Origin of the sequence: Cellulomonas sp. zg-ZUI22 (assembly GCF_017353535.1) — a bacterium.
GTDB lineage: Bacteria > Actinomycetota > Actinomycetes > Actinomycetales > Cellulomonadaceae > Cellulomonas > Cellulomonas wangleii.
In genome coordinates this window covers 80,813-106,594 of sequence record NZ_JAFMUZ010000006.1, presented here as the reverse complement: position 1 = coordinate 106,594, position 25,782 = coordinate 80,813, and the positions used below count along the sequence as shown (strand labels likewise).

General features: G+C 74.7%; 21 protein-coding genes. 11 read left to right on the top strand and 10 right to left on the bottom strand.

Translation table 11 applies throughout. The features are described 5' to 3' along the window. Positions 1 to 206 precede the first annotated feature (206 nt). From J1G43_RS14435 to J1G43_RS14410, 6 genes are all read left to right on the top strand, one after another. Positions 207 to 2,375 (top strand): DEAD/DEAH box helicase, encoded by a 2,169-nt coding sequence (locus J1G43_RS14435; RefSeq protein WP_207378705.1) that lies wholly within the window; start codon positions 207 to 209, stop codon positions 2,373 to 2,375. Positions 2,376 to 2,577: 202 nt separating this feature from the next. Then, the gene (locus J1G43_RS14430) at positions 2,578 to 3,120 is read left to right on the top strand and encodes a MarR family winged helix-turn-helix transcriptional regulator (RefSeq protein WP_207378704.1); all 543 of its coding nucleotides are present in this window, start codon (positions 2,578 to 2,580) and stop codon (positions 3,118 to 3,120) included. 21 nt (positions 3,121 to 3,141) lie between these two features. Beyond that, the gene (locus tag J1G43_RS14425) at positions 3,142 to 3,699 is read left to right on the top strand and encodes a DUF4334 domain-containing protein (RefSeq protein ID WP_207378703.1); all 558 of its coding nucleotides are present in this window, start codon (positions 3,142 to 3,144) and stop codon (positions 3,697 to 3,699) included. A 194-nt stretch (positions 3,700 to 3,893) separates the two neighbouring features. Further along, entirely contained in the window at positions 3,894 to 5,009 is a 1,116-nt protein-coding gene (locus tag J1G43_RS14420; RefSeq protein WP_242635793.1) for an acyl-CoA desaturase, read from the top strand. A gap of 439 nt (positions 5,010 to 5,448) precedes the next feature. After that, entirely contained in the window at positions 5,449 to 6,039 is a 591-nt protein-coding gene (locus J1G43_RS14415; protein ID WP_307859611.1) for a GNAT family N-acetyltransferase, read from the top strand. 245 nt (positions 6,040 to 6,284) lie between these two features. Further along, positions 6,285 to 6,701: a PIN domain-containing protein gene (locus J1G43_RS14410; protein ID WP_207371369.1), complete on the top strand. Its 417-nt coding sequence runs from the start codon at positions 6,285 to 6,287 to the stop codon at positions 6,699 to 6,701. 72 nt (positions 6,702 to 6,773) lie between these two features. On the opposite strand, the gene J1G43_RS14405 is transcribed toward J1G43_RS14410, so the two are convergent. Continuing rightward, complete coding sequence (locus tag J1G43_RS14405) at positions 6,774 to 8,576, bottom strand: thiamine pyrophosphate-requiring protein (protein WP_207342364.1); 1,803 nt, start codon at positions 8,574 to 8,576, stop codon at positions 6,774 to 6,776. A 131-nt stretch (positions 8,577 to 8,707) separates the two neighbouring features. On the opposite strand from J1G43_RS14405, the gene J1G43_RS14400 reads away from it, so the two are divergent. Continuing rightward, entirely contained in the window at positions 8,708 to 9,583 is an 876-nt protein-coding gene (locus J1G43_RS14400) for a L,D-transpeptidase (protein WP_207342363.1), read from the top strand. Between the two features lie 42 nt (positions 9,584 to 9,625). Here J1G43_RS14400 and J1G43_RS14395 read toward each other — a convergent pair whose 3' ends face one another. From J1G43_RS14395 to J1G43_RS14375, 5 genes are all read right to left on the bottom strand, one after another. Then, positions 9,626 to 10,183 carry a DUF427 domain-containing protein gene (locus tag J1G43_RS14395; protein WP_207342362.1) on the bottom strand — a complete coding sequence of 186 codons (558 nt, stop codon included), beginning with the start codon at positions 10,181 to 10,183 and terminating at the stop codon, positions 9,626 to 9,628. 62 nt (positions 10,184 to 10,245) lie between these two features. Next, on the bottom strand, positions 10,246 to 11,460 hold the full coding sequence (locus J1G43_RS14390; protein ID WP_207342361.1) for an RNA polymerase sigma factor: 1,215 nt from the start codon (positions 11,458 to 11,460) through the stop codon (positions 10,246 to 10,248). After that, on the bottom strand, positions 11,457 to 11,834 hold the full coding sequence (locus J1G43_RS14385; protein WP_207342389.1) for a YciI family protein: 378 nt from the start codon (positions 11,832 to 11,834) through the stop codon (positions 11,457 to 11,459). The genes J1G43_RS14390 and J1G43_RS14385 overlap by 4 nt, the downstream gene beginning before the upstream one ends. Before the next feature lie 118 nt (positions 11,835 to 11,952). Next, positions 11,953 to 13,383, bottom strand: a complete 1,431-nt coding sequence (locus tag J1G43_RS14380; protein WP_207342388.1) for an FAD-dependent monooxygenase — start codon at positions 13,381 to 13,383, stop codon at positions 11,953 to 11,955. 364 nt (positions 13,384 to 13,747) lie between these two features. After that, the gene (locus J1G43_RS14375) at positions 13,748 to 14,416 is read right to left on the bottom strand and encodes a nuclease-related domain-containing protein (protein WP_242635792.1); all 669 of its coding nucleotides are present in this window, start codon (positions 14,414 to 14,416) and stop codon (positions 13,748 to 13,750) included. Positions 14,417 to 14,801: 385 nt separating this feature from the next. On the opposite strand from J1G43_RS14375, the gene J1G43_RS14370 reads away from it, so the two are divergent. Beyond that, entirely contained in the window at positions 14,802 to 16,502 is a 1,701-nt protein-coding gene (locus J1G43_RS14370; RefSeq protein WP_207371370.1) for a CocE/NonD family hydrolase, read from the top strand. On the opposite strand, the gene J1G43_RS14365 is transcribed toward J1G43_RS14370, so the two are convergent. The 3 genes from J1G43_RS14365 to J1G43_RS14355 all read right to left on the bottom strand — a co-directional run bounded on the left by J1G43_RS14365 (position 16,499) and on the right by J1G43_RS14355 (position 20,633). Beyond that, entirely contained in the window at positions 16,499 to 18,349 is a 1,851-nt protein-coding gene (locus J1G43_RS14365; protein ID WP_207371371.1) for a glycoside hydrolase family 15 protein, read from the bottom strand. The genes J1G43_RS14370 and J1G43_RS14365 overlap by 4 nt on opposite strands. A 130-nt stretch (positions 18,350 to 18,479) precedes the next feature. Next, entirely contained in the window at positions 18,480 to 20,348 is a 1,869-nt protein-coding gene (locus tag J1G43_RS14360) for a glycoside hydrolase family 15 protein (protein ID WP_207371372.1), read from the bottom strand. Between the two features lie 120 nt (positions 20,349 to 20,468). Next, a complete protein-coding gene (locus J1G43_RS14355; protein WP_207342357.1) occupies positions 20,469 to 20,633 on the bottom strand; it encodes a hypothetical protein in 165 nt (54 codons plus the stop codon). A 211-nt stretch (positions 20,634 to 20,844) separates the two neighbouring features. Here J1G43_RS14355 and J1G43_RS19430 point away from each other — a divergent pair, with 211 nt between their 5' ends. Then, positions 20,845 to 20,976 carry a hypothetical protein gene (locus tag J1G43_RS19430; RefSeq protein ID WP_256439602.1) on the top strand — a complete coding sequence of 44 codons (132 nt, stop codon included), beginning with the start codon at positions 20,845 to 20,847 and terminating at the stop codon, positions 20,974 to 20,976. 34 nt (positions 20,977 to 21,010) lie between these two features. Next, positions 21,011 to 22,600, top strand: a complete 1,590-nt coding sequence (locus J1G43_RS14350) for a DNA polymerase ligase N-terminal domain-containing protein (protein ID WP_278186659.1) — start codon at positions 21,011 to 21,013, stop codon at positions 22,598 to 22,600. Between the two features lie 75 nt (positions 22,601 to 22,675). On the opposite strand, the gene J1G43_RS14345 is transcribed toward J1G43_RS14350, so the two are convergent. Next, positions 22,676 to 23,833 carry a YihY/virulence factor BrkB family protein gene (locus J1G43_RS14345; protein WP_207342355.1) on the bottom strand — a complete coding sequence of 386 codons (1,158 nt, stop codon included), beginning with the start codon at positions 23,831 to 23,833 and terminating at the stop codon, positions 22,676 to 22,678. 218 nt (positions 23,834 to 24,051) lie between these two features. Here J1G43_RS14345 and J1G43_RS14340 point away from each other — a divergent pair, with 218 nt between their 5' ends. Then, entirely contained in the window at positions 24,052 to 25,716 is a 1,665-nt protein-coding gene (locus J1G43_RS14340; RefSeq protein WP_207371374.1) for a beta-xylosidase, read from the top strand. The last annotated feature ends 66 nt before the right edge of the window (positions 25,717 to 25,782 follow it).

Here is a 25,782-nt window from a genome sequence, read left to right as displayed (position 1 = left end):
GTCGGCGAGCGATCCTCGGAACGGCGATGACGCGGGGCCCCACCCCGCCCCGGTGCTCCACGCAGGTGTCCGGCGACCCGGCGCCCGAGGTGGGTGCCCCGGCCCGGGCTGCCGCGTGCCGGACCGGTCACCGGCGCACGACCCGTCGCGGCGTGGTCGCCGGTGCTGTGCCGTGGTCGCGGGTGCGGACGTGCGAAGGAGGAGATGTGGCAGGAGCAGGCCGACGTCGGTCCGGAGGCTCGCGCGCGGGCACCGCAGGCTCGCGAGCGGGCACCGGGGTCCAGCGCCGCAAGGCGCCGCGCGCCGTCGAGCGCGGGCTCGTCCCGGTGCTCGCCGAGGTCGCCCGCGAGGTCGACCGCGCCGTGCAGCGCACACCCATCCGCCCGTCCGTCCGGACCAAGTTCCAGGTCGTCGCGCTGCTGGTCCGCGAGGAGCGCGCACGCCTCATGGCGGACGACCAGCTCGGCCAGTCCCGCCGCACCCAGCAGCTCAAGCGGCTCGACGACATCGCGACGATGCTCGCCCGCACCGCCGCCCGCGACACGTCCCTGCTCGCGCTGCTCGCCGACGACGCCCGGCTGTCCGACGCCGCGCACGCCTACAAGGCGACCGTGATGCGCGAGGCCGGCATGGAGCCGCCCGCCGAGGAGCCCACCCCCGCCGCCCCGACGGCGCCCGTCGTCGTCCCCGAGAACCGCGTGGTGCCGCAGTCGGTGCGCTCGCGTCAGCTCGCCAACCCGTTCCTCGCACCGGACTTCGAGGCCGCCGCCGAGCGCCGGGCCGCGCAGCCCCGGCGGCTGGCCGGCTGGGAGCTGCTCGAGCCGCTGTTCCGGTCCTTCGAGTACGCCGCCACGGGGGCGCCCGCCTGCATGCCGCTGCCGACGCCCCGGGTGGTGCCCGTGCCCGCCGGTCGCGAGCTCATGCCGCACCAGGCGCAGGTCGTCGCGGCGACGGCCGCCGGCCACCGCACGTTCCTGCTCGCCGACGAGCCCGGCCTGGGCAAGACCGCCCAGGCGCTGCTGGCCGCGCAGGCCGCGGACGCCTACCCGCTGCTCGTCGTGGCGCCCAACGTCGTCAAGACCAACTGGGCGCGCGAGGTCGGGCTGTGGACGCCGTTCCGGCAGGCCACGGTCGTGCACGGCGACGGTGAGCAGGTCGACGCGTTCGCGGACGTCGTGATCGTCAACTACGACATCCTCGACCGGCACGTCGGCTGGCTCGGCGACTTCGGCTTCCGCGGGATGGTCGTCGACGAGGCGCACTTCATCAAGAACAAGACGTCGCAGCGCTCGCAGCACGTGCTCGCGCTCTCCGAGCGCATCCGCACCCGCGCGGGGCGCCCGCTGCTCATGGCGCTGACCGGCACGCCGCTGATCAACGACATCGAGGACTTCCGCGCGATCTGGCAGTTCCTCGGCTGGATCGACGACACCAAGCCGCTCGGCCGGCTCATGACCGCGCTGGAGGAGACGGGCCTGACGCCCGCCGACCCCGGCTTCTACACCGCCGCGCGCAACGCCGTCATCGACATGGGCATCGTGCGCCGCCGCAAGGTCGACGTCGCCGCCGACATCCCCGCCCGCCGCGTGGCCGACCTGCCGGTCGAGCTCGACGGCGCCACGGGGCGCTCGATCCGCGCGGCCGAGGCGGCGCTGGCGCAGCGGCTCCTCAGCCGGTACCGGGCCGCGCTGGAGGCTCGCACCGGCGACCCGTCCGTCGACGGGCTGGACCTGGACCTGGCGCGCCGCGTCGCCGCGGCCGAGCTCAAGGACTCCAGCTCGAAGGCCAAGGGCGAGAACGTCTTCACGATGGTGCGGCGCATCGGCCAGGCCAAGGCCGGACCCGCCGCGGACTACGCCGCGCAGCTGGCCCGCAACGTCGGCAAGGTCGTCTTCTTCGCCAAGCACGTCGACGTCATGGACGCCGCCGAGCAGACGTTCGCCGAGCGCGGCATCCGGTTCGCCTCGATCCGGGGCGACCAGACCCCGCGGGTGCGCGAGAAGAACGTCACCGCGTTCGTCGAGGACCCCGACGTGCAGATCGCCGTGTGCTCCCTCATGGCCGCGGGCGTGGGCCTGAATCTGCAGGTCGCGTCGAACCTGGTGCTGGCCGAGCTGTCCTGGACGGACGCCGAGCAGACGCAGGCGATCGACCGGGTCCACCGCATCGGCCAGGGCGACCCGGTGACGGCCTGGCGGATCATCGCCGCCCAGACCATCGACGCCAAGATCGCCGAGCTCATCGACTCCAAGTCCGGTCTGGCCGCCCGGGCGCTGGACGGTGCGGGCGAGGACACGGAGTCGTCGACCGACGTGCAGCTCGACGCGCTGGTCTCGCTGCTCACCGACGCGTGGGCGGCCGACGGCACCGTGTGACGGTGCCGGCGTGCCGTCCCCGCGCCGTACGGGCGCACCGCCCGGTCGAGGGCGTTCTTGAGGACGCCGGGGTGTCGGGGATGTGGGTCGGCGCGGATCGGCCGTTCCACCTGTCTACCCAGCAGATTGCTCAACATATGAGATGTTCGACCATCTGTATGAGGGTCCGCGGGATCGCCCCGCGGACGCGTACGATCGACGCATGGACGACCGGCGGCGCGACGAGGGTCCGGACGCCCTCGCGGCGGCGGCGCCCGGCGCGGACCTCGGGTGGTGCCTCGGCGTGATCCTGCGCCGGTGGACCGAGCTGGTCGAGGAGGCGGTCGCCGGTGTGCCCCACGGCACGCGCGGCTACCAGATCCTCTCCGTGGTCGGGCACCACGAGCCGCCGACCCAGAGCGGGCTGGCCAAGCACCTGCGCATCGACAAGACCGTGATGCCGTACGTCATCGACGCGCTCGAGCAGGCCGGCCTGGTCGAGCGGCGCATGGACCCCACCGACCGCCGGGTCCGGCGCATCGCGCTGACCCCGCACGGCCGGGCCACGCTCGCCGACCTCGAGGGCAAGGTCCGCGCGGCCGAGGACGCGGTGTTCGACGGTGTGCCCGACGACGCGCGACGCGAGTTCACGCAGCGCGCCGGCGAGCTCGCCGCGACCGTCCACGGCGCGCAGCCGGCGCTCGACCCCTGCCTGGCCGTGCGCGACGCCCTGACGGACCCCTCGCTCGCCGCGGGCTCCCGGTAGCCCGCCGGCACTGGAGGTTCGATGACGAGCAGCGACGGCGGGACGTCCGCGGCCCGGCTCGCCGCGCTCGAGCCCGGCACGACCACCGTCGCCGCCCTCGCGCTCTTCGACGCCCTGCCCCCGCTCGACGTCGACGAGATGCTGGGCCGCTGGGCCGGGCGCGGCATCCCCACGGCGCACCCGTTCGACGGGCTGCTGGAGGCGCTCGGCTGGTACGGCAAGCGCATGGACGCGCCCGACGACGTCCACCCGCTGGTGTTCCGCGGCGCGCGCGGCCGACTCGTCGCGATCACGCCCACGCTCCTTCCGCTGGGCCCCGCCCTGCGTCTGGCGCCCGTCGTGCCGCCCGCTGTCGCCGCGCGGGCGTTCGCCGTCCTGCGCCCGCTGCTGACGACCACCCGCCCGCAGGCGCGCCTGCGCACCGTCGCCTACCGCGGGGTGCCGTCGGCGGCGATGGTCTACGACCGGCTGCCGATCATCGACGCGTTCCGGCGCGTCGACGACCGCACCGTGCTGGGGGTCATGGACCTGCGCGGATCGGCGCTCCCGTACGTCTTCGTGCTGCGGCGCGACCGGTAGCGCGGACAGGCGCAGGATGGCCCGCGGCATCGCCGCCGACGCCCCTTCGACGTCACCCAAATGTGGTGCCGCTTCCGCAACACGCGCCCGAACTTTTCCGGTTCGACTGGAAACGGGCAGCAGGTTGTGCTGGGCTACCGCACGCGTCCCCTGCGCGTCTTTTGTGTCACGCCCCCCGAAGCCGAGGTGCCCCGTTGACCACCGCCACCCACAGCTCTCCGTCCGACGACCGACCGGCGGAGGTGACGGGGCCCGCGTCACCTCGTGAGCGGCACGTCAGCGACTTCACCGAGCTCGCGCGCGTGATCCGGGAGATGGGCCTGATGCGGCGGCGGCACGCGTACTACTGGACCCGGTTCGCCGTTCTCACCCTCGCGCTGGTCGGCATCGGCGTGGCGTTCGTGCTGATCGGCCCGTCGTGGTGGCAGATGGTGACCGCCGCGGTCCTGGCGGTGGTGCTGGGCCAGGTGATGTTCCTGGGGCACGACGCCGCCCACAAGCAGATCTTCGCCTCGAGCCGCTGGAACGACTGGGCCAGCCTCGTCCTGGCGAACCTCTACGCGGGCATGAGCTACGGCTGGTGGAACCACAAGCACGGCCGGCACCACGCCAAGCCCAACACCGTCGGCGCGGACGGCGACATCCAGCCCGGCGTCCTCGTCTTCACCACCGAGAACCTCGAGCAGACCCGCACCGGGTTCAAGGGGTGGTTCGCGCAGCGCCAGGGGTGGTTCTTCTTCCCGCTGCTGCTGCTGGAGGGCATCAACCTGCACGCGTCGGGGATCAAGACGATCTTCGGGCGCGGCCCCGTCAAGCGCCGGGCCGTGGAGATCGCGTTCGTCACGATCCGCCTGGGTGGCTACCTCGCCCTGGTGTTCTGGGTCCTGCCGGTCGGCATGGCGCTGGCCTTCCTCGGCGTGCAGCTCGGCCTGTTCGGCGTCTACATGGGGGCGTCGTTCGCGCCCAACCACAAGGGCATGCCCGTGGTGCCGGCGTCGGCCAAGATGGACTTCCTGCGCCGCCAGGTGCTGCTCAGCCGCAACATCACCGGCGGGCGGCTGGTCGACTGGTTCATGGGCGGCCTGAACCACCAGGTCGAGCACCACCTCTTCCCCAGCATGCCCAGCCCGGCGCTGCGCGAGGCGCGCCCGATCGTGCAGGAGTTCTGCGAGTCGCGCGGCATCACCTACACGCAGACCACCCTGGGCGAGTCCTACCGGATCGTCGTGCGGTACCTCAACGAGGTGGGCCTGGCCGCGCGCGACCCGTTCCAGTGCCCGCTGGTGGCGGAGTACCGCATGGCCCGCTGACGGCGCCCGTCGCGTTCAGCGACACCGCGACCGGCGGGGCCTCAGCGTGCTGCGCGCCGTCGGCCCGCGCGTTTCCGCGAACGCGTCCACCGCCGCCAGCACCTCGGTCGCCTGCCACACGCGGCCGCGCCGCCCGGGCGACGGAGCCTGCAGGACGCCCGCGGCCTCCAGGACCTCGATCGCGTTGCGGGCTCCGCGGCCGGAGATCTCCAGGAACCGTGCGACGTGTCCGCCGTGACCAGGGGTTGCGCGAAGAGGTGGTCGGACAGCGCGGCGCCCTCCGTCATCCTTCACCTCGCCGGTCCGCTCGTGAAGGCTGGTGAACGATCCTTCGACAAGGGCGTCCTCCGGAGAAGGCTGTGCGGACGATCGCTCGTGTCGGCCCCGCCCCGCCGTGCCGTCCTCGGGCCGGGGTGGCGCCGGTCTGGGACCATGCCGGGTGCCCACCGAGCAGACCCCGCCCGAGGCCGCGCCCGGCGGCCCGGGCCCGCGCATCCGCATCGTCCAGCTGAACGGCCCGACGTTCGACGCACTCGCCGCCGGTGACCTCGCCCGGGCCAACGCCTGCAGCCCTGTCCCTCTCACCGCGTGCTTCGCCGGGCCCGAGTGGCGCAGCGTCTGGAGGATGCGCAGCGAGCAGGCTCACCGGGACCCCACCAGCCCGGCCTGGGTCACCGGCGTCATCTGGGACGAGGCCCGGCGTCGGGCGGTCGGCCGTGCGGGCTACCACGGGCCGCCCGATGCCGACGGCATGGTGGAGATCGGCTACGCGGTCGACCCCGACCACCGGCGCCGTGGCTACGCCCGCGCGGCCCTGGAGTCCCTGCTGCGCCGCGCCCGCGACGAACCCGCCGTCCGCACGGTGCGGGTCACCATCACCCCCGACAACACGGCGTCCCACGACCTGGTCGTCCAGTACGGGTTCACCGAGGTGGGCGAGCAGTGGGACGAGGAGGACGGCCGCGAGATCGTCTACGAGGTCGACGCCGGGGCCGCCGCGCGGACCCTGCCGGCGTGCTGGCGACAGTAGCCGCGTCGCAGGGTTCGCTCGACGGGCCCAGCGCTCGTGTCCACCGCGCTCTCATCTCAGGACGGGGCGACGCCAGCAGCGTCGGGGTGAGCGGCAGTCGGCTGCGGAGGACGCGGCGCCCGGTCCTCGCGCGCCGCGCCGCGGGCGCTGCGCGACGCGCTCGACGGGGTGCCGCGCCTGGACGACGACTTCGAGAGCGACGTCACCGCGGCGACCACGCCGCTCGTGCCGGACGAGAGCGACCCGTGGCGCGCCGACTGATCCTCGACACGAGCACCCTCATCGCCTACGAGCGCGGGACGGTCGACCGGGCGTCCCTCGACGACGACGACCTCGCGATCGCCGCGGTCACGGTGGCCGCGTTCCGGACCGGCATCGAGCTCGCCGACACGGCCGCACGCGCCGCCGATCGCGCCCGCGTCCTGGCCGCGATCACGTCGGCGGTCACGGTCCTCGACTACACCGAGCGCACGGCGGTCGAGCACGCCCGCCTCATCGCGCACGTGCGGCGGACAGGGGAGCCGCGCGGTGCGCACGACCTGATCATCGCCGCGCACGCCGCCGAGGACGGGCGGGCGGTCGCCTCGTACGACCTCCGGGCGCGCTTCGGTGACCTGCCGGGGGTCGGGACGGTCGGCGTCCCGGGCGCCCGACGGCGGTAGCGCGCTCCTTCCGCACGGCCCGTCGGTCGCGGGTCCCGTGGCCCGGCCCGCCCGGCCCGCCCGGCCCTGTCGTCAGCCCTCGTGCTCCGCGGACAGGCCCGCCGGGTCGTCGGCGCGCTCGCCGGACCGCTGCGCCTGCAGCTGCCGCAGCGCGTTGTCCGGCACCGGCTCCTGGCTCAGGCCGCGCCGCATCCGCTCGACCTGCGCGGCGGGCGCGCGTGGCGGCAGCAGCGGGGTGTCCCGGTCGACCACGGCCTGCACGACGCACGGCCGGTCCGCCGCCAGCGCCGTGCGCCACGCGTCGGCGACGTCCGCCGGGTCGTCCACCCGGACGGCGGCCAGCCCGAGCAGCTCGGCGTAGTCCGCGTACGGGAACGACGGCACGTCCTGCGAGACGTCGAAGCGCGGGTCGCCCTCCATCTCGCGCTGCTCCCACGTGACCTCCGCCAGGTCCCCGTTGTCCAGCACGAGCACGACGAACCGCGGGTCGGCCCAGTCGCGCCAGCGGGCGGCGACGGTGACCAGCTCGTTGATGCCGTTCATCAGCATGGCGCCGTCCCCGGCCAGCGCGACGACGGGCCGCTCGGGGTGCAGCAGCTTGGCGGCGATCCCGTACGGCAGGGCCGAGCCCATCGAGGCCAGGGTGCTCGACAGGTGCGCCGGCACGCCGGGCGGCAGCCGCAGGTGACGGGCGTACCAGTAGGTGATCGACCCGACGTCGACGGACACCTGGGCGTCGGCGGGGAGGTGCGCGGACAGCTCGTGCAGCAGCAGCTGGGGGTTGAGCGGCTCGGCGGGTGCGGCGACGCGCTCGGCGGCGATGCGCCGCCACGACGCGACGGCCGCGGTGACCTCGTCGCGCCACGGACCCGAGCGCTGCGGCAGCCGGGGGAGGAGCGCGTCGAGCGTCGCGGCGGCATCCCCCGCCAGCGGTGCCTCGACCGGGTACTTGGCGCCGAGGTTGCGCGCGGCCACGTCGACCTGGACCGTCCGCGCCTGCCCGAGCGGCGGGTAGAACTCCGTCCACGGGTCGCTGCTGCCGACGATCAGCAGGGTGTCGCAGCGGGCGAGCAGGTCGGCGGACGCGGTGGTCCCGAGGTGCCCCATGACCCCGGCGTGCATCGGCAGGCCCTCGTCGAACAGGGGCTTGCCGAGCAGCGACGTGACCAGGCCGGCACCCAGGCGCTCGACGACCTCCAGCACCTGGTCGGTCGCGCCGCGGGCGCCACGGCCCGCGAGGACCACGACCCGCTCGCCGGCGCCGAGCACCTGCGCGGCGCGGTCCAGGTCGTCGCCGGGGGGCACACCGACGGTCCGCGAGACCGCGCGCGACGTCTGCACCACCCCGTGCGACTGCTCCGGCTCGGCGGCCACGGCCTGCTGCACGTCGTGCGGGACGATCACGCACGTCGGGCTCGACGTCGCGATCGCGGTGCGCAGGGCGGCGTCCAGCACGGCGGGCAGCTGCTCGGGCGTCGTCACGGTCTGCAGGTACTGCGCGCACACGTCCTTGAGCAGCACCGGCAGGTCGACCTCCTGCAGGTACCCCGTGCCCAGCGCGGTGGTCGCCACCTGCCCCACGACCGCCACCACGGGCGTGCGGTCCAGCTTGGCGTCGTAGAGCCCGGTGAGCAGGTGGATCGCGCCGGGTCCCTGCGTCGCCAGGCACACGCCCACGCCGCCCGAGTACTTGGCGTGGCCGGTCGCCATGAACGCGGCCATCTCCTCGTGCCGCGCCGTGACGAGCTCGATGTCACCACCGGCCCGCGCCAGCGCGGCGAGCAACGGGTCGATGCCGTCGCCGGCGTACCCGAAGATCCGTTCCACGCCCCACTCGCCGAGCCGCCGCACGATCGCGTCCGCCACCGTCGTCATCCGACCGTCCCCCGTCTCGTCGCCCTCCACCGATGCTGGGCGCCCGGGGGAGATGCCGCATCCGGGAGCCCGGTCCGCCGCGCGGTGCGGCGGGGTCGTCCGGACCGCCCGACGTCCCGCACCATGGGGGCATGCGAGCGAGCGGATGGGCACGACCGGTGGCGGTCGCGCTGCTGGGAGCGGCTGTGGCGGCGGGCTGCGCGAGCGAGCCGCCCGCACCCGAGCCCGTGGTCGTCCGCGCGCCCGTCGACGTCGTGAAGGCCGCGGTCCCCCCGCCCCCGGTCGTCCCGGCAGCCGACCTGTCCACGCTGCCCGTCGCCGAGCCCCGCAACCTCGTGCCCGGCCTGCCCGGGACGGACGGCCTCGAGCAGCGGCGGAACGACGACCCCGCGCTCGGCGCCTGGCAGACCGCGACGGTCGTGCGGGACACCGCCGGGTACGACGCGATCAACGGCAGCCCCGTGGCGACGGTGCCCGCGGTGACGCTCGACGTGCCCACGGTGCTGCCCGTGGTCGAGCAGCGCGGCGGGTGGCTGCGCGTCATGCTCGCCACGCGCAGCGCCCTGCCCAGCCAGGACGTCGCGCAGGTCAACGGGCGCACCGCCTGGATCCGCGCGCAGGACACGACGCCGTCCGGCACCGACTGGCGCCTGCACCTCGACCTCGCGGCGCTGACCCTGACGATCGACGACGGCGCGACGACCCGCACCGTGCCCGTGACGGCGGTGGGTGCACCGGCGACGCCGACGCCTGCGATCCCGCAGTTCGTCGTCGGGTCGCAGTGGGAGCAGCCCGGCACCTCCACGCCGCGCGTGCTGCTGCTGTCCAGCCAGAGCGAGACCATCGACGTCTACGACACGGCGACCGGGACCTCGGCGACCGCCATCCACACCACCCCGTTCGACCGCACGGGGGCCATCTCCAACGGCTGCGTCCGGGTGAGCGAGGAGGTCCTCGACATGCTGTGGGACCAGGTCCCGGCGGGCACCGTCCTCACCGTGTCCTGAGCCGGGGCCTCGTCCGGGGCCCGATGCGCCGTCCGCCGACGCTCACCACCCGTGCGTGCCCGCACCGCCCTTGAAAGGACCCACCACCCGGCTCGTCCGCCACCCGCCGTAGAAGTCCCCCTCCTGGGCCTGCACGGTCTCCCCGTCGACGGTGCAGACCAGCCCCGCGGGGTACAGCGCGACGTGGTCGGCCAGCGCCTCGTAGCCGCGCGCCGGGTGCGGGTAGCCCCAGGCGCCGCGCGGCCGGACCAGGCGCCGCCCGTCGGCGTCCGTGCCGACGACGTCGTCGTACCCGGCGCGGCCCTTGAACTCGCAGAACGACTGCGCGCCCGGCACGGGCTCCAGCGCGCCGGCCGTCACGTCGGCCAGCGGCAGGTAGTACGTCGGCGGGTGGGAGGTCTCCAGCACGCGCAGCGCGCGGCGGGTGTCCGCGACGACCGTCGTCCCGAGCCTCACCACGACGTGCTCCGTGCTCGGCACGACCGCGGGCGGGCGCGGGTAGTCCCAGACGGACTCCTGCCCCGGGCCGGGCACCTCGGCGGTGCGACCGCCGGGCGGGGACGTGCGCGGGTGCCAGGTGCGGGCGGTGTCGGGTGCCATGCCCTCACGATCCTCGACGCGCGCGTTCCCGGCGCGCCGGGACGGCCCTCGACGCCCGAGGCTCAGCCGTCGCCCGACCCTGCGCCGGCGCGCGCCAGGAGGTACGCACGCACCGCCGCGTCGTCGGTGAGCTCGGCGGCCCGGCGGAACGCCTCCGCGGCCTGCGCCTCGCGCCCGGCACGGGCCAGCAGGTCCGCGCGCGCCGCCCACCACGGCTGGAACGCCGGCGACGGCTCGGGCGGCAGCGCCGTGAGCCCGGCGTCCGGGCCGTCGACGCGCCCGACGACCGCCGCGAGCGCGACCCGCCCGCCCAGGCTCGGCGCGACCGCGTCCAGGGCCGTGTAGAGGGTGCGCAGCGCGGCCCAGTCGGTGCGGCCCGTGCGACGGCGGTCGGCGTGCACCGCCTGGATCGCCGCCTCCAGGCGGAACCGCCCGGGCACACCGGGCCGCTGCGCCCGCCGCAGCAGCGCCTCGCCCTCGGTGAGCAGGTCCGCGTCCCACGTCGTGGGGTCCTGCTCGTCGAGCGGGACGAAGACGCCCGGCGGCTGCCGCCGGGCGAGCGACAGCGTGACCAGCGCCGCGAGCGCCCACGCCTCGGGCTCGTCGTCGAGCAGCGCGGCCAGGACCACGGCCAGGTGCTGGGCCTCGCCGGCGAGGTCGCGGGCGTCCTGCCGCCAGGTGACCGCAGCGCACGCGTAGACGGCCTCCAGCACCGGCGGCAGGCGCTCGGCCATGGCCGACCGGTCGGGGACGACGAAGGGGATGCGCGCCCGGGTGATGCGGCGCTTGGCGCGCACCAGGCGCTGCTGCATGGCGGCCGGTGTCACGGCGAACGCCCTGGCGACCTGCGCCGAGTCGAGCCCGAGCACGGTCTGCAGCATCAACGGTGTGCGGACGTCGGCGGCGATGGCGGGGTGCGCGCAGACGAACAGCAGCGCGAGGCGGCGGTCGGGGATCGCGGCCGGGTCGACGTCGGCGAGCGGGTCGTCCGCCGGCAGGTCGGCGAGGGCGTCGTCGGGCAGCGGCGCGGTGCGACGGTGCGCCGCGGAGCGCCACACGTCACGGATGCGGTTGCGGGCCACGGTCAGCAGCCAGGCGTCGGGGGTGCGCGGTACGCCGTCGTCCGGCCAGCGCGTGAGCGCCTGCTCGAAGGCGTCGGCCAGGGCGTCCTGCGCCAGGGCGACGTCCCCGGACTGCGCCGCGAGCAGCGCGACCAGCCGGCCGTACGAGTCGCGGGCGGCACGCTCGGCGGCCGCCCGCGCCCGTGCGGCGCTCACGCGTTCGGCGTCCAGACGCCGTCCACCGTGTACAGCGCGCCGGGGCGCACCTCGACCGCGCCCCACGAGACGCCCGGCGCACGCCGGGCCAGCTCGATCGCCGCGTCGAGGTCGGGGACGTCGACGACGAACGTGCCGCCGAGCTGGTCCTTGGTGTCCGCGAACGGTCCGTCCTGCACCTGCAGGACGCCGTCGACGGTGCGCAGCGTGGTCGTGCTCGACGACGGCTGCAGCACCTCCGCGCCGATCAGGGCCCCGGCGGCCTGCAGCGTGGCCGCGTACGCGCTGAACTCGCGCTCACCCTCCGCCCACGCGTCCTCGCCCATCTGCTCGGCCGTCATCTCGGGGTAGTGCAGCAGGATCGTGTAGCGCATGGCGTCCTCCTCGGACGGTCTGGTCGTCATCCTCGTCGTGGGCCGGGGTGGCCGCACACCCTCATGACGATCTCGGGGACGGCCGGCAGACACCCGGGGCGTGTCCGTCGGTGCGCAGTCAGGGCGTCGGCGTGCCGAACCACCGCGCCAGGTGCTCGACGAGCCCCACCTGGTCCTCCCCGAGCCAGGCCACGTAGCCGTCGGGGCGCAGCAGGACGGCGGGCAGGTCGAGCTCGTCCGTCGCGTCGACGACGTGGTCGACCCGGTCCGCCCACCCGCCCACCGACAGCGTCCCGCCGGGGTCCAGGACCAGGCCGCGCCCCGCGTGCAGGAGGGAGTACAGCCGTCCGCGGCCCAGGGCGACGTCCCGCAGCCGACGGCCCAGCAGCGGTGGCCCGTCGCCCAGGTCGTACCGGATGCCGGTCCCGCTGACCCGCCCGGCCAGCAGGCGGCCCACGTCCGGCAGTGCCATGAGCTCGGTGAGCAGGCGGCGCACCGCCTGCGGCCCGGGCTCGGTGCGCAGCAGCTCGCTCTGGGCGCGCGTCAGCGTCAGGACGTCCTGGGCCACCGGGCGCCGCTCGTCGCCGTACGTGTCCAGGAGCCGGTCCGGTGCCCAGCCGGCGACCTGCCCCGCGAGCTTCCAGCCCAGGTTGACCGCGTCCTGGATGCCGAGGTTGAGGCCCTGCCCGCCCAGCGGCGGGTGCACGTGCGCCGCGTCCCCGGCGATCAGGACCCGGCCCACCCGGTACCGGTCGGCCAGGCGGGTCGCGTCACCGAACCGCGTGAGCGACCGGGGGGAGTGCACCCCGAAGTCGGTGCCCGCGTACGCCCGCAGCCGCGTGCGCAGCTCGTCGAGCGTGGGCGGGACGGTGCGGTCCTCGGCGACCGCCGCCGCGGGGACGACCGCGCGGTGCAGCCCGTCACCCGCGGGCCCGACCCCGAACCCCTGGTGGCGCTCGCGGACGGCGGCGACGACGCGGGCGAGCTCGTCGGGCGGCGCGGTCACCTGCACCTCGGCGAGGATCCACTCGGTGGTCGCCGCCTCGCCCGGGAACCCGATGCCGACGGCCCGGCGCACCAGGCTGTGCCCGCCGTCGCACCCGACCAGCCACGCCGCGCGCTCCCGTGTCCCGTCGGCGAGCGCGACCGTCACGCCCTCGTCGTCCTGCTCGACGCCCGTGACCTCGCACCCGCGACGCACCCGGGCGCCGAGCTCGAGGGCCCGCTCCGTCAGCAGCCGGTCGGTCACCGGCTGGGGGATGCCGAGCACGTAGCGGTGCGCGGTGTCGAGGTCCGCCGGCGCCGGCCGGTCGATCCCCGCCAGGTGCCCCACCGCCTGCGGGTACGGCTGCCCGTGCGCCAGGAACCGGTCCAGCAGGCCGCGCTGGTCCAGCACCTCGATGCTCCGTGGGTGCAGGCCCAGCGACCGCACCGCCGGGCTCGGCTCGGCGTCCCGCTCGAGCACCAGCACGTCCGCACCGTGCAGGCGCAGCTCGGCGGCCAGCATCATGCCGGTCGGCCCACCGCCGCTGATGACGACGTCCGTCATACGTCCCCCTCGGATGTCCGCGACCCGCCCGTCCGTGCGGTCGCCGGCTGCCACCGTCCCTCCGCCACTGGTCACATGGGAGGACGTCGCCCCTCTGCCACCGTCCCCGACCGACCAGTGGTCACGTGGGAGCACCTCAACCCTCTGCCACTGCCCCCAACTGACCAGTGGTCACCCGGCTCGGCCCACCGGCTGCTCACGGTCGCACCGGGCTGCGGTCGACCATCCTGGGCGACGACGGGGGTCTTGCGGCAAGCCCATGCCCGCGCCATAGTCTGAGTACGGCAGGGGAGACTCAGGTCCCCTGCCTTTCGTGTGCCTGGGGGAGGCCGGGTGGGGTTGCCCGGGCGGGAGGATCGGGTCGTCAGGCCGGTGGGAACTCCTTCGCCAGCGCCTCGTGCACCGCGACGACCTCGGTCTCGCCCAGCGAACCGGGCGCCGTCAGTCGCTCGGCGAGCTTCTTCGGCCACACCACCGCGACGTCCCTGATGACGAAGCTTCCGCCGACGAGCGGCCAGTCCGCCTCGATGAAGCAGAGGGTCCCGGTCACCGGGACCTCGGTGAGGCCGCGGTCACGGAGAGCTGACACCACGAGGTCGACCTGGCGGAGAACGCCGTCGACGAGGCGGGTGCAGTCGCGGCGACCGACGACCAGCTTCTCGACCCGTGGCCGGAACAGGCCACCCTCCACCTCCCGCGAGGGCCGCCCGGTGTAGCGCTTGGCATCGATCACGTGCACACCGGTCGGCCCCACCGCGACGTGGTCGATGTTGGCGCGCGTCCGGGGGATGCGGCGGTCGTGAAGCACCCTGACCTGCTGAGCAGCCAACGTGTCGAGCCGTGCCCCCAGCAGCTCCTCCCCTCGAGCGCCTCGGGCCCACGCCGTCGTGCTCTGCGGCTCCTCGCTGAGCGCCAGGATGAGCCCGCCGAGACGAGGGTGCGCCTCGCGGATGCGTGCTTCGCGCCCGGCCGCTCGGCGCTCGTACTCGCGACGGGCGGACGAACCCGCTGTGCCCGGGTCCACAGGCGCCATCCCGGCAGCCTGCACGGGTCCGTGTCCGGGTGTCTTCGGGCTGCCCGCTGCCGGAGACGCGCGAACCGCAGCCGCCACCGCAGCCTGTCCCAGGCAGTCGAGGCAGCGCACCGTACGGCTCGCTGCGACGTAGGCGGCCCGTGTTCGACCGGGGAGGTTTACCGCACACGTGTCGCACGTTCCCGCGTAGCGCAGCGACATGACCTTGTGAGCCACCGACTGGGAACCGCTCGAACCGTCCGTCATGTGGATGACATCGGCACCGCGGGACCCGCACGCGAGGCGCACGGCGTACCCGTCGTGAACGGCGCACCCGGCGTGCCGTCCCACGTCACCGGGCTCCGGCCGCGGGAGGATGGCGTCCCCGCCACCGAAGGAGCCCGGCATGAGCACGCCCTCGCGCCCGTCCACCCGGACCGACCACGACGTCCCGGTGCCGATGCGGGACGGGACGGTGCTGCGGGCCGTGGTGGTGCGGCCGCTGGTCGACGAGCCCGTCCCCGTGGTGCTGCTGCGCAGCCCGTACCCGCTGGCGGACGCGCGCTTCGAGACGGACCTCATGGGGCTCGCGGAGCGGGGGCTTGCCCTGGTGATGGTCGCCCTGCGCGGCACCGGTGCGTCCGACGGTGTGTTCTACCCCTGGGTGGACGACGAGCGCGACGGTGTCGACACGATCGCGTGGTGCGCGGACCAGGAGTGGTCGAACGGGCGCGTCGCGACGACGGGCCGCAGCTACGTCGCGCAGACGCAGCTGTACGCCGCGGGCGGGGCGCCGCCGGCGCTGCGCGCGATGGTCACCGGTGTCGTGCCGAGCGACCCGTGGTCGCTGACCTACACCGGCGGTGCGCTCAACCTGGGGTCGGCCCTCGGCTGGGCGGCGGCCATGGCGGGCGTCCCGCTGGCACGGCGTGCGGCGGCGGGCGAGGACGTGACCGCGCTGCAGGAGGCGTGGGGTGCGCTGCTGGGCAGCTTCCCCGCCGGGTTCGCGACGACGCCGCTGACACGGATCCCGGTGCTGGACGAGCTGTTCCCCGCCTGGCGGGACTGGGTCGAGCACGCGCACGTCGACGACTACTGGCAGCAGCACGCGCTGCCGGACCGCCCCGCCCTGCCGACGTTCGTGGTCGCCGGCTGGCACGACGTGTTCCGCGACCTCTCGCTGCGGGAGTTCGCCCGCGAGCCGCGGCACCCCGGGTCGCGGCTGGTGATCGGGCCGTGGAGCCACGGCGCCGCGGGACGCTCGCTGGGCGACGTCGACCACGGGCCGTCGGCGGCCGGTGGTGCGATCGGCCTCGACGCCATGCTCCTGGACTTCCTCGCCGCGCACCTCGCCTCCGACGACGTCCCCGTCCCCGACGCCCTCGTGCAGGTCTTCGTGACCGGGGCGAACGTGTGGACGCACCACACGACGTGGCCCCCGCCGGCCCGCGACGTCGACCTGCACCTGCACCCGGGTGCGTTGGCCGCCGAGGCCGCTCCCGCCGGGACGCCGCCCAGCCGCTACGTGTTCGACCCGCGCGACCCCGTCCCCACCCTCGGCGGCAACACCCTGCTGCCGCAGGGCGACGCGGCCGGCATGTGCGGGTCGGTGGACCAGCGTCCGCTCGACGGGCGCACCGACGTGCTGCGGTTCGTGGGCGACCCGTTGCCGGCGCCGCTGCGCGTGATCGGGACGGTGCGGCTCACCCTGCACGCGGCGACCAGCGCCGCGGACACCGACTGGACGGCCAAGCTGGTCGACGTCCACCCCGACGGCACGGCGCTCAACCTCGTCGACGGCATCCTGCGCGCCAGCCGGCAGGACCCCACGAACCCCACGCTGCTGACCCCCGACGAGCCGCACGAGCTGGTCGTCGAGCTGGGTGCCGTGGGCCACGAGTTCGCCGCCGGGCACCGGGTCCGCCTGGACGTGTCGAGCTCGAGCTTCCCGCGGTTCGACCGCAACCCCGGCACGGGCGCACCGGCCGCGAGCGTCGCCGAGGCGGACTTCGTGACGGCGCACCAGCGGGTGCTGCACGACGCCGCGCACCCGTCCCGGCTGACGCTCCCGGTGGTCGCCGCCGACGACCAGCCCGCCGACAACTAGCCCGCCGACGGACCGCGCGACGCGGCGGCGATCGCGTCCGCCGCGCGGATCAGCCCGATGTGGCTGAACGCCTGCGGGAAGTTGCCGATGAGCCGCCCCTCGACCGGGTCGTACTCCTCGCTGAGCAGGCCGACGTCGTTCGCGAAGCCGACGAGCCGGTCCATGAGCGCCCGCGCCTCGCCGAGCCGCCCGGAGAGCGCGTACTGCTCGACGAGCCAGAAGTTGCAGATGAGGAACGGGTGCTCGTCCCCGGCGAGCCCGTCCATGCCGTTGTCGGTGCGGTAGCGGTGCACCAGCCCGTGCGCGTCGACCAGCTGGGACTCGATGCGGGCGACGGTGCCGAGCATGCGCGGGTCGTCGTGCGCGACGAACCCGGTGTGCGGCAGCTGCAGCAGTGCCGCGTCCACGCGGGTGCCGCCGTAGACCTGCGTGAAGCTGTCGAGCCCGGCGTCGAACCCGCGCTCCTCGATCTCGACGCGCAGCCGGTCACGCAGCTCGCGCCAGCGCTCCACGGGGCCGTCCAGACCGTGCGGGTGCTCGACGGCCCGGATGCCCCGGTCGAACGCGGCCCACATCATCACGCGCCCGTGCGTGAAGTGGTGCAGCTCGCCGCGCATCTCCCAGATGCCGTTGTCCTTGCGGTCGAGGTTGCGCTCGCAGAACCGCAGCAGGCCCTTCTGCAGCCCCCAGGACCACTCGTCCTCCTCGGCGCCCGCGTCACGCAGCCGCGCCAGCGCGATCATCACCTCGCCCACCACGTCGGCCTGGTACTGGTCCGCGGCGCCGTTGCCGATCCGCACCGGGCGCGACCCCTCGTACCCGGTGAGGTGGCCGAGCACCTTCTCGGTGAGCTCCCGCTCACCCCCCACGCCGTACATGATCTGGATGTGGTCGGCGTCGCCGGCGACGGCGCGCAGCAGCCAGTCGCGCCACGGCACCGCGGCGTGCGCGCGACCGTGCGCGACGGCGACCTCGATGGTGAGCGCCGCGTCCCGCAGCCACACGTACCGGTAGTCCCAGTTGCGGCTGCCGCCCAGGCTCTCGGGCAGCGACGCGGTGGGCGCCGCGACGACGCCACCGGTCCGCGCGTGGGTCAGGGCCCGCAGCACGAGCATCGAGCGCAGCACCTGGGGGTTGTAGGCGGTGTCCACGTGGCGTGCCGCCGACCACTGGGTCCAGTACTCGATGGTCGCGGCGAGCGCGTTGTCGACGGCCACGGGCGGGGGCTCGTCCTCGTACGAGGAGAACATCGTGAGGTCCCAGTCGAGGCTCTGCCTGGCCTCCAGGCGGAACCGGCCCGTCAGCCGCGGGGCGGGTGCGCCGGCACCGCCCTCGGCGTGCGCGTCGAACGCGCCCGTCGCGTGGTCGTCCGCCCAGGTCAGCAGCGGCCCGTTGAGCACCAGACCGTCCGGGCCGGCGAGCGACAGCAGCGCACGTGAGCCCTCGCGGTCGACCACGCGCACCCACGGCGTGGCCCGCGCGTAGTCGAACCGCAGACGCAGGTCGTGCTCCACCTCGACGGTCCCCTCCAGGCACTGCACGCGCCGCACCAGGTCGGCGCGCTCGGTGACCAGCGGCAGGAAGTCCGTGACGCGCGCGCGGCCCGTGGGGGTCCGCCACGTCGTCTCCAGGACGAAGGTGTGCGGGATGTAGCGACGCTCGACCACCTCGCCGTCGACCACGGAGAGCTGCCAGCGGCCGTCGTCGGGGCCACCCAGCAGGGCCGAGAAGACGGCCGGGGAGTCGTAGCGCGGCAGGCACAGCCAGTCGATGCTGCCCTGGCGGGACACCAGCGGACCGGTGCACAGGTCGGACAGCAGCGCGTAGTCCTCCAGGGGCGTGCTCATCGCGGCTCCTGCGCACCGGCGACGGCACGTCCGTCGCTCCCGTCGAGCATCCCGACCCGGCGGGCCTCACGCACGTCGGGGCGGGGCCGACCTGCGACGGCGTCGGTCGTCAGCCGTCGGTCGTCAGCCGTCAGTCGTCGGTCACGTCCGCGAGCGCGTCGGCCGCGCGGATCAGCCCGATGTGGCTGAAGGCCTGCGGGAAGTTGCCGACGAGCCGCCCCGCCCCCGGGTCGTACTCCTCGCTGAGCAGGCCCAGGTCGTTCGCGTACCCGACGAGCTGCTTCATCAGCACCCGGGCGTCCTCGACCCGCCCGCTGCGGGCGTACTGCTCCACCAGCCAGAAGCAGCAGATGAGGAACGGGTGCTCGTCGCCCTCGAGGCCGTCCATCCCGGTGTCCGTGCGGTACCGACGCACCAGGCCGTGCCCGTCGACCAGGTCCCGCTCGATCCGGGCGACGGTCCCGAGCATGCGCGGGTCGTCGTACGCGAGGAACCCGGTGTGGGGCAGCTGCAGCAGCGAGGCGTCCACCTCGCTGTTCTCGTACGTCTGCGTGAAGCTGTCGAGCGCCGCGTCGAAGCCCCGGGTCTCGATCTCCCCGCGCAGGTGCTCGCGCAGCTCGCGCCACCGCTCGACCGGCCCGTCGAGGCCGTGCTGCTCCACCGCCCGCACGCCCTGGTCGAACGCGGCCCACATCATCGCCCGGCCGTGGGTGAAGTGGTGCAGCTCGCCGCGCATCTCCCAGATGCCGTGGTCCTTGCGGTCGAGGTGCTCCTCGGCGAACCGCAGGAGGCTCTTCTGCAGGCCCCACGTGTACTCGTCGTCCGCGACGCCGGCGTCGCGCAGCATCCCGAGCGCGATCATCACCTCGCCCACCACGTCCGCCTGGTACTGGTCGGCGGCGCCGTTGCCGATGCGCACGGGGCGCGACCCCTCGTAGCCGTCGAGGTGGTCGAGCACCTTCTCGTCGAGCTCACGCTCCCCGCCGACGCCGTACATGATCCGCACGTCGTGCGCGTCGCCCGCCACCGCGCGCAGGAGCCAGTCGCGCCACAGGCACGCGCCCTCCGTGAGGCCGTGCGCGACGGCGACCTCGATGGTCAGCGCCGCGTCGCGCAGCCACACGTAGCGGTAGTCCCAGTTGCGCTCACCCCCGATCTCCTCCGGCAGCGAGGCGGTGGGCGCGGCGACCATCCCGCCGGTGTCCCCGTGGGTGAGGGCGCGCAGCACGAGCATCGAGCGCAGCACCAGGGGGTCCCGGCTGGTGCGGATCGTCACCTTGGAGGACCAGTCCGTCCAGAACCTCAGCGTCTCGGCGAGGGCCCGGTCCACGTCGATCGGCTCCGGGGGCTCGTGGTACGACGGGAACCAGGCCAGGTCCCAGTCGCGCACGTCGCCCGCGTCGAGGCGGAACCGGCCGGTGAGGCGGGGAGCCCGGAGCCCGCCGGGCCGGTCGCCGGCGGTGAAGGCCCCCGGCTGGTCGACCGCGGCCTCGGGGTCCGCGACCCCGTCCCCGTGGTCGTCGCTCCACCCCAGCAGCGGGCCGGTCACCAGCACGCCGTCGGGTCCCGCCAGGGAGGTCAGCGCCGGCTGCCCGTGGTGGTCCACGACCCGCACCCAGGGGGTGGCCCGCGCGTAGTCGAAGCGCAGCCGCAGGTCGTGCTCGACCTCCACCGTGCCGTCGAGGCACTCGACGCGTCGCACCAGGTCGTCCCGCTGCGTCGACACGGGCAGGAAGTCGGTGACGCGGGCCGTGCCCGTGGGGCTGCGCCACGTCGTCTCGAGCACGAACGTCTGCGGCAGGTAGCGGCGCCCCACGACCTCCCCGTCGACCACCGACATCTTCCAGCGCCCGTCGTCGGGACCGCCGAGGACGGCGGAGAACACCGCGGGGGAGTCGAACCGCGGCAGGCACAGCCAGTCGATGCTGCCGTCACGTGACACGAGGGGACCCGTGCGCAGGTCGGACAGCAGGGCGTAGTCCTCGAGGGGGGTGCTCACCTCGTCCTTTGTACGTGCTGGACGCGCGTCCCGCTCGCCGAGCGGGGTGGACGACGCGCGCGCCGACCCACCCCCCCGCCGGGCCGTGCCGGGTCACTCGCCCGCACGCAGGTGCGGGAGTCAGCCCTCGTCCGGTGCGTCCTCCGCCTCGTCGGCACCGGCGGGGCGCGACGGTCCGTCGACGTCCGCCGGGTCCGGGCCGGGACCGGTGTCGGCGGGCGTCCGGCGGTGCTCGTCGCCGTGCGCCGGCGCGCCGGGGGAGGCGGGTCCGGGGTTCTCGCTCATGCGTCGCTCCTTCGCGTCACGTGGCGCGGCACCGGCGCCGCGCCTACCGAGCATCGCCGTCGGGAGCGCGTCGCGCACGTCGGCGAGCGGTGCCGGGCGGGCCGTCACCCGGCCGGTCGGCCGGGCCCGGGGCGCGGGCCGCTCTGGTTGCGGGTGGGCGGGCACCGACGCACGCTGGGCGGACGCAGGCCCGACGACGCAGGAGGCTCCCATGAGCGAGACAGACGACGGCCGACCCGTCACGGACGCCGACGAGCTGTCCGACGACGGCGTCGGCGGCACCGCGACCGACGAGCCCAGCACGTTCGAGCCGGAGGAGGACCCCGACGCCACGGAAGGCTGACGCCACCACGGAGCCGCCGGATCCGCCCGACGCGCTGGGCACCTACCGGTCGATGCGCGACTTCACGCGCACGGCCGAGCCCGCGGGCGCGCCCCCGGCGGGAGTGGAGGGCACCGGGCGCCGCTTCGTCGTGCAACGGCACCGCGCGCGCCGGCTGCACTACGACGTGCGGTTCGAGATCGACGGCGTCCTCGTCAGCTGGGCCGTGCCCAAGGGGCCGACGCTCGACCCGTCGGCGCGTCGCATGGCCGTGCACGTCGAGGACCATCCCCTGGAGTACGAGGACTTCGAGGGCGTGATCCCGCACGGGCAGTACGGCGGCGGCGACGTCATCGTGTGGGACCGCGGCACGTGGGAGCCGTACAAGAGCGACGACCCGGCCGCGGAGGTGGCCGGGGGTCAGCTGCACGCCGAGCTGTACGGCGAGCGGCTGCGCGGCAAGTTCCTGCTGGTCCGGCGCGACGGCGGCGCCCGCGACGGCAAGGAGCAGTGGCTCATGCTCCACAAGAAGGACGAGCACGCCGTCGACGGCTGGGACGCGGAGGACCACCCGACGTCCGTGGTGTCGGGACGCACCAACGACGAGGTCGCCGCCGCCCCGGACCGGCTGTGGCGCTCGGGCGTCCCGGCGTCCGAGGCGGAGGTCGAGACGCATCCCGCGGCGCCGCAGGTCGACGGGCCGTCCGACGACGAGCTCGCCGCGCTGGACGACCTCGGGGCGTCGGGCACGTGGGAGGTCTTCGGGCGGCGGCTGCGCGTCACGAACCTCGACAAGGAGCTGTTCCCCGGCCGGGACGACGAGCCGCCGGTGACCAAGCGCGAGCTGCTGCGCTACGCGGCGCGGATCGCGCCCGTCGCCCTGCCGTACCTGGCGGGCCGCGCGCTCAACATGCACCGCTTCCCGCAGGGCGCCGCCACCGCCGGGTTCTGGCACAAGCAGCTGCCGGACCACGCACCGGACTGGGTGCCGCGCTGGGACCGGCCCGACGTCGACCCGGGGGAGTCCACCACCTACCTCGTGGTGGACGAGGCCGCGGCGCTCGTGTGGGCCGCCAACTTCGGGGCGCTGGAGTGGCACGCGTGGACGTCGCGCACGTCGGCCCCCGACCTGCCGACGTACGCGCTGGTGGACCTGGATCCCGGCCCGTCGACCGCCTGGGACGACCTGGTGCTGCTCGCCCGGCTGCACCGCGACGCGTTCGAGCACGTCGGCGTGCGGGCGTTCCCCAAGCTCACCGGGCGCCGCGGCATCCAGGTGTGGGTGCCGGTCACCGTCGGCCCGTCGTTCGACGAGACGCGTGCCTGGGTCGAGCGGCTCTCGCGCACCGTCGGCAAGGTCGTGCCCGACCTGGTGAGCTGGCGCTGGGAGGTGCGTGAGCGCGGTGGTCAGGCGCGCCTCGACTACACGCAGAACGCGGTGAACAAGACGCTCGTCGCGCCGTACAGCCCGCGGGCTGCGGCGGGTGCGCCGGTGTCCGCGCCGATCACGTGGGACGAGCTCGACGCCGAGTGGCTGCGCCCCGACGCGTTCACCGTCCGCACCGTCCTGGAGCGCGTCGCGGAGCGCGGCGACCCGTTCCGGGGTGCGCTCGCGGGTGACCAGGTGCTGCCGCCGCTGCGCTGACGGCGTGCGCTGCCGGTCCGCGCTGACGGCGTGCGCCGCCGGTCCGCGCTGCCGGTCCGCGCGCCCGGCGGCTCGTCAGGACCCGTGCTCCGTCCGCCGGTCGCCGTCGCGCCCGCGCCTCTCGGTGCCCGCGTCGTCCGCAGGCGAGGTCCCCGTGCGCCGTGCCGCGGCCTCCCGGAGGGCCCGCCCGCGCTCGACGTCCTTCTCGAGGCGCGCCTGACGCTTCTCGCTGGCGCGGGTGTCGCGCGGGGGCAGCTGGAGGGTGCGCTCGGCCGCGATGCCGGCCTGCAGCTCGCGGCCGCGCTCGAGCTCGGCGTCCAGCTCGGCACCGAACAGCAGGGCCAGGTTGGTCAGCCAGAGCCACAGCAGCAGCACGATCACGCCGGCGAGCGAGCCGTACGTCTGGTCGTAGCTCGAGAAGTTCGCGACGTACAGGCCCAGACCGGCGGTCGCGAGCACCCACACGACGATCGCGATGAACGCCCCGACGGTGATCCAGCGGAAGCGCGGCTGCCGCACGTTGGGCGTCCGGTGGTACAGCAGCCCGACGGCCAGGACCACGAGGAGCAGCACGATCGGCCACTTGACGACCTGCCACACCGTGACGACCGTCGAGCTGAGGCCCACGGCCTCGCCGACGGCCTCCGCGACCGGACCGGACAGCACGAGCAGCGCGACCACCAGCACCGCGATGACGACGAGGACGGCGGTGAGCAGCAGCAGGGCCGGGCGCAGCTTCCAGACCGGTCGACCCTCGTCGACCTCGTAGATGCGGTTCATGCCGCGGCTGAACGCGGCGACGTACCCGGACGCGGACCACAGCGCGACGACGAGGCCCAGGAGCAGAGCGAGCCCGGCCGCGGGCACGTCGGTCAGGCGCTCGAGCACCGGGCGCAGCCCTTCGACCTGCTCGCCCGCCCCGGCGTCGGTCGCCAGGTCGACGATGCCCTGGACCGCCTGGTCGGGGTCGTCCACCAGCGACAGCACGGACACGACGGCCAGCAGGGCCGGGGCGATCGCCAGCACGGCGTAGTAGGTCAGCGCCGCGGCCAGGTCCGTGCACTGGTCACCAAGGAACTCCCGCACCGTGGTCCGCAGCACGTACAGCCACGACGGCTTGTGCAGGTCGGTGGGGGAGTCGGGCTTGCGGGGGTCGTCGGGGCTCGGTGCGTCAGCCTTGTGGGCGGCGGCACCGGTGGCGTCGTCGGCCGGCGCGGGGGTCGCGGAGGTCATGGGCACTCCCGGTGCGGGTCATGGCAGGAACATCCGTCAGCATGGGTGACGCGGGTCGTCGGCGCACCTGGGCGAAAATGTTTCGGCGGTCCGCCCGCTCCGTCGGGCGCCGCGATTCCCCAGGCCACGCGATATTGACCTGCTCGGACTGCGCCCGTACAGTCGCAGCCGCGACCAGACCGGTGGCGAAACTGTTTCGATCTCGACGAGGAGCCGGCATGGCCGCGCCGACGCAGTCCGACACCACCCGCCCGCTCACCGTGGACGGCGCCCCGCCCAGCGGCCGCCCGCTGCACCACGTCTGGAACCAGTGCATCGGCGCGGGTCGCGCCAACGAGGCGCTGCGGGCCGACTGGCAGGCGCACTTCCGTGAGGCGGTCGACGTGCTCGGCGCCCGCTACGTGCGCTTCCACGGGCTCTTCCACGACGACATGTTCGTGTACCGCGGCAACGACGGCGGGGGTGGCGGCTTCGGCCCGCCGACGCCGCTCGCGGAGCCGGTCCACACGTTCAGCTACGTCGACAAGGTCTTCGACTTCATCCTGGAGACCGGCGCCAGGCCCTTCGTCGAGCTCGGCTTCATGCCGCGCGACCTGGCCACGCAGACCGAGACCCTGTTCTGGTGGAAGGCGCACTGCAGCCCGCCGACCGACATGGGGCGCTGGGCCGACCTGGTCGCCGCCACGGTGCGGCACTGGATCGAGCGCTACGGCATCGACGAGGTGCTGCAGTGGCGGTTCGAGGTGTGGAACGAGCCCAACCTCGTCCCGAAGTTCTGGACCGGGACCCGCACGCAGTACTTCGAGCTCTACGAGGCGAGCGTGCGCGCCATCAAGGCGATCGACGAGCGGCTGCTCGTCGGCGGGCCGTCCACCAGCGTCTTCGTCCCCGACGACCGGTACGCCGGCGAGTACGAGGACGGCAGCAAGTCGATCGCCACCGGCCTGGCGGAGGACCCCGACGCCCTCGACTGGCGCCCCGTGTGGGTCGAGGAGTTCATCGCCTGGTGCCACGAGCGCGACCTGCCCGTGGACTTCTTCACCGCGCACCTGTACCCGACCGACTACGCGGCCACGCCCAGCGGCGGTGCCAAGGAGATCAGCCGGTACGTCGACGCCACCTACGACGACCTGACGCTGCTGCAGCGCATCGTCGCCGACAGCCCCTACGCGGGTGCCGAGATCCACATCACCGAGTGGTCGACCTCGCCCTCGAGCCGTGACCGCAGCCACGACGCCCTGTTCGCCGCCACGTACATCACGCGCGCCTACCTGCGCTGCGCGGCGCTCGCCGACTCCATCTCGTACTGGACGTTCACGGACGTCTTCGAGGAGGGCGGGGCCGGTCTGGGCCCGTTCCACGGCGGGTTCGGCCTCGTCAACGAGCAGGGTCTGCACAAGCCGACGTTCCACGCGTTCCGGATGCTCGCGCAGCTGGGCGACGAGGTCGTGGCCGAGCTGCCGCACGGCGTCGTGACGCGGGACGGCGCGACCGGGCGCGTCTCCGGCGTCCTGTTCCACTACCCCGACGAGATGGGCGGCCGGTCCGTCCGTGCGCAGAACAGCTACGCGGCTGCGCGCGGCCTGGCGGAGGTGGGCACGAGCCGCCGGGTGACGCACACCGTCGCAGGGCTGCCCGCGGGCGCGACGTTCGACGTCGTCCAGCTCGACTGGGAGCACGGCAACGTCGCCGAGGCGTGGCACGCGATGGGCGAGCCGATCAACCTCACCCTGCCGCAGACCGCGCAGCTGCGGGCGGCGGCCGACGACCTGCTGCGCAGCACGCTCACCGCGTCGGACGACGGCGTCCTGGAGATCGACCTCGAGCTGCCGGCGTGGGCCGTCGTGGGCATCGTCCAGACGGTGCCGCCCGCCACGTCCTGACACGCGGTCGCGCCCGTCGTCCGCGACGGGCGCGACCGTCCGTGCGCCGGTGCCGGCCCGCCCGCT

What these genes read in the sequence shown, in the direction of transcription:
- J1G43_RS14430 (WP_207378704.1), top strand. Translation starts at nt 2,578, where the DNA reads ATGGACGACCGGCGGCGCGACGAGGGTCCGGACGCCCTCGCGGCGGCG.
- J1G43_RS14425 (WP_207378703.1), top strand. Translation starts at nt 3,142, where the DNA reads ATGACGAGCAGCGACGGCGGGACGTCCGCGGCCCGGCTCGCCGCGCTC.
- J1G43_RS14405 (WP_207342364.1), bottom strand. Translation starts at nt 8,576, where the DNA reads ATGACGACGGTGGCGGACGCGATCGTGCGGCGGCTCGGCGAGTGGGGC.
- J1G43_RS14400 (WP_207342363.1), top strand. Translation starts at nt 8,708, where the DNA reads ATGCGAGCGAGCGGATGGGCACGACCGGTGGCGGTCGCGCTGCTGGGA.
- J1G43_RS14395 (WP_207342362.1), bottom strand. Translation starts at nt 10,183, where the DNA reads ATGGCACCCGACACCGCCCGCACCTGGCACCCGCGCACGTCCCCGCCC.
- J1G43_RS14385 (WP_207342389.1), bottom strand. Translation starts at nt 11,834, where the DNA reads ATGCGCTACACGATCCTGCTGCACTACCCCGAGATGACGGCCGAGCAG.
- J1G43_RS14380 (WP_207342388.1), bottom strand. Translation starts at nt 13,383, where the DNA reads ATGACGGACGTCGTCATCAGCGGCGGTGGGCCGACCGGCATGATGCTG.
- J1G43_RS14375 (WP_242635792.1), bottom strand. Translation starts at nt 14,416, where the DNA reads ATGGCGCCTGTGGACCCGGGCACAGCGGGTTCGTCCGCCCGTCGCGAG.
- J1G43_RS14370 (WP_207371370.1), top strand. Translation starts at nt 14,802, where the DNA reads ATGAGCACGCCCTCGCGCCCGTCCACCCGGACCGACCACGACGTCCCG.
- J1G43_RS14365 (WP_207371371.1), bottom strand. Translation starts at nt 18,349, where the DNA reads ATGAGCACGCCCCTGGAGGACTACGCGCTGCTGTCCGACCTGTGCACC.
- J1G43_RS14355 (WP_207342357.1), bottom strand. Translation starts at nt 20,633, where the DNA reads ATGAGCGAGAACCCCGGACCCGCCTCCCCCGGCGCGCCGGCGCACGGC.
- J1G43_RS19430 (WP_256439602.1), top strand. Translation starts at nt 20,845, where the DNA reads ATGAGCGAGACAGACGACGGCCGACCCGTCACGGACGCCGACGAGCTG.
- J1G43_RS14345 (WP_207342355.1), bottom strand. Translation starts at nt 23,833, where the DNA reads ATGACCTCCGCGACCCCCGCGCCGGCCGACGACGCCACCGGTGCCGCC.
- J1G43_RS14340 (WP_207371374.1), top strand. Translation starts at nt 24,052, where the DNA reads ATGGCCGCGCCGACGCAGTCCGACACCACCCGCCCGCTCACCGTGGAC.